The sequence below is a fragment of the Streptomyces sp. NRRL F-5650 genome (assembly GCF_000721365.1).
Classification (GTDB): Bacteria; Actinomycetota; Actinomycetes; order Streptomycetales; family Streptomycetaceae; genus Streptomyces; species Streptomyces ardesiacus.
On record NZ_JOGV01000110.1, the window covers coordinates 1 to 2,793 of the forward strand.

Annotated in this window: 3 protein-coding genes; all 3 read right to left on the reverse strand. The window is 68.0% G+C overall.

The window, feature by feature from the left end; genetic code table 11:
• Positions 1–630: ATP-binding cassette domain-containing protein (locus tag IG88_RS0137540; RefSeq protein WP_037837553.1), on the reverse strand; the 630-nt coding region annotated here is incomplete at its 3' end.
• Between the two features lie 26 nt (positions 631–656).
• Positions 657–1,697, reverse strand: coding sequence for an ABC transporter ATP-binding protein (locus tag IG88_RS0137545; protein WP_031051284.1), 1,041 nt, complete (start codon positions 1,695–1,697; stop codon positions 657–659).
• Positions 1,698–1,745: 48 nt separating this feature from the next.
• On the reverse strand, positions 1,746–2,726 hold the full coding sequence (locus IG88_RS0137550; protein ID WP_031051285.1) for an ABC transporter permease: 981 nt from the start codon (positions 2,724–2,726) through the stop codon (positions 1,746–1,748).
• Between the last annotated feature and the right edge of the window lie 67 nt (positions 2,727–2,793).

The following is a 2,793-nucleotide window of genomic DNA, read 5'->3' on the forward strand; positions in this document are numbered from 1 at the left end:
GATGCCCAGTTCCTGCTGCACCTTCTGCAGCAGGTTCACCACCTGCGCCTGGATCGAGACGTCGAGCGCGGAGACCGGCTCGTCGGCCACGATCAGCTTCGGCTCCAGGGCCAGGGCGCGGGCCACGCCGATGCGCTGGCGCTGGCCGCCGGAGAACTCGTGCGGGAAGCGGTTGAAGTGCTCGGGGTTGAGACCCACGATCTCCAGCAGCTCGCGCACGCGCTTCTCGCGGCCGCCGGCCGGGTTGATGTTGTTGATCTCCATCGGACCGGAGATGATCTTGCCGACCGTCTGGCGCGGGTTGAGGGACGCGTACGGGTCCTGGAAGATCATCTGGATCTCGGACCGGATCGGTGCGAGCGCCCTGCGTCCCGCGTGCGTGATGTCCTGGCCCCGGTAGAGGACCTTGCCGCCGGTGGGCTCCAGCAGGCGCGTGATCAGCCGGCCGGTCGTCGACTTGCCGCACCCGGACTCGCCGACCAGACCCAGGCTCTCGCCCGCGCCCACCGTGAAGTCGAGGCCGTCCACGGCCCGGACCGCACCGACCGTGCGCGGGATCGGGAAGCCGCCCTTGATCGGGAAGTGCTTGGTCAGCCCGCTGACGTCCAGGAGCGTTTCCGCGTTGCTCATGATGGTGAAGTCCTGTCTCTTGTACGTCAGTTGTGCCGGGCTGCGACGACGGAGTCGGCGAACAGCTCCTTGCGCTGCTCCTTGGGCAGGTGGCAGGCCGACCCGCGGCCCTCGAGCACCGTGAGCACCGGCTGCTCCGAGGAGCACAGTCCGCCGGCGACCTTGTCGGCGAAGGCGCACCGCGGGTGGAACCGGCAGCCGGTGGGCGGGTTGAGCAGCGAGGGGGGCGAGCCCGGGATCGGCTCCAGCGGCACGTCGACCGGCCCGTCCAGGCTCGGCATGGAACTCATCAGGCCCAGCGTGTAGGGGTGCTGCGGGTCGCGCAGCACCTCCTCCTTCGTCCCCCGCTCCACGCACCGGCCGCCGTACATCACCAGGACGTCGTCGGCGATGTCGGCGATCACACCGAGGTCGTGGGTGATGAAGACGATGGCCGTGCCGAACTCCTGCTGCAGGTCCTTGAGCAGGTCCATGATCTGCGCCTGGACCGTCACGTCGAGGGCCGTGGTCGGCTCGTCCGCGATGAGTAGCTCGGGGTCGCAGACCAGGGCCATGGCGATCATCGCGCGCTGGCGCATACCGCCGGAGAACTGGTGCGGGTAGTCGTCCACCCGGACCTCCGGCTGCGGGATGCCCACCCGGCGCAGCATCTCGACCGCGCGCGCCCGGGCTTCCTTCTTGGAGGCGCCGGTGTGCTTGCGGTACGTCTCGCCGATCTGCTTGCCGATGGTGTGGTACGGCGACAGCGAGGCCAGCGCGTCCTGGAAGATCATCGCCATCTTGTTGCCGCGGAGCTTTTCCAGCTCCTTCTCGGTGGCGGTGAGCAGGTCCTTGTCGTCGAGGAGGATCTCGCCCTCGATTGCGGTGCGGTCCCGGTCGTGCAGGCCCAGGATCGTCAGGTTGGTGACCGACTTGCCCGAGCCCGACTCGCCGACGATGCCGAGCGTCTTGCCCTTGGCGAGGTCGAAGGAGAGCCCGTCGACGGCCTTGACGATGCCGTCCTCGGTGGAGAAGTGGACCTTCAGGTCCCTGACGGAGAGGAAGGGCTGCTGTTCGGTGCTCGTCACGGGGACGCTCCAGGAGGTGATGCGGGGGGTAGGGGGCAGCGGCGGAGGTCAGGCGAGCCGGATCCGCGGGTCGATGAGGGCGTAGACCGCGTCGACGATGATGTTGAAGAAGACGATGGCGGCGGCGGCCAGCATGGTGACGCCGAGCTGCATGGGCAGGTCGCTCTGGTCCACGGCCTGGATCGCGAGCCGGCCGATGCCCTGCAGGGAGAACACCGACTCGGTGATGATGGCGCCGCCGATCAGCACGCCGAGGTCGATGCCGAAGATCGTGACGATCGGACCCATGGCGCCCCGCCAGGCGAAGCGGAAGAAGACGTTGGCCCGCGACAGGCCCTTGGCCCGAGCGGTGCGCACGAAGTCCTCGTTGAGCTGTTCCACCATCTGGGAGCGGGTCATACGGGTGTAGTTCGCCGTGAAGATGATCGACAGGACCAGCCACGGCAGCAGCAGACCCGAGACCCATGCGGCCGGGTTCTCCGTGAGCGGCGTGTACGAGGGCTGGCTGAGCAGGCCGAGCTGCGCGACCAGGAAGTACATCGCGATGTAGCCGACGAAGTAGATCTGCAGCGAGGAGCCGAGCAGCGAGACGGAGCTGGCGAACTTGTCCAGGAACTTGCCCTGCTTGAGGGCGGCGATCATGCCGGCGCCGACGCCGATGATCACGAAGAAGACGGCCGCGCCGAAGGAGAGCGACAGGGTGAGCGGCAGCCGGTCCATGATCGTGTCGAAGACGGGCTCGCGGTTGGCGAAGGAGTAGCCGAGGCAGGGAGCGTCGCAGTAGCCGTAGCCGCCGTAGTCCCGGCCGGCGAAGAAGCCCACGAGCCAGTGCCAGTACTGCATGAAGATCGACTCGTCGATGCCCAGGTTCTTCCGGATCTGCTCCAGGTTCTCCGGGGTGCAGTTCTTGCCGCAGGACATCATGGCGGGGTCACGCGGCACAGCGTAGAAGAGCCAGAAGGTGACGGCGCTGATGATCAACAGGATGACCAACGCGCCGGAGACTCGGCGGAAAAGGAAGCGGAGCATGGGGCGTGACTTTCCGGACGGGGCGCCGTCGCCGGGGGGTTGGAGGGGGGTGGGCCCCGGGGGGCGG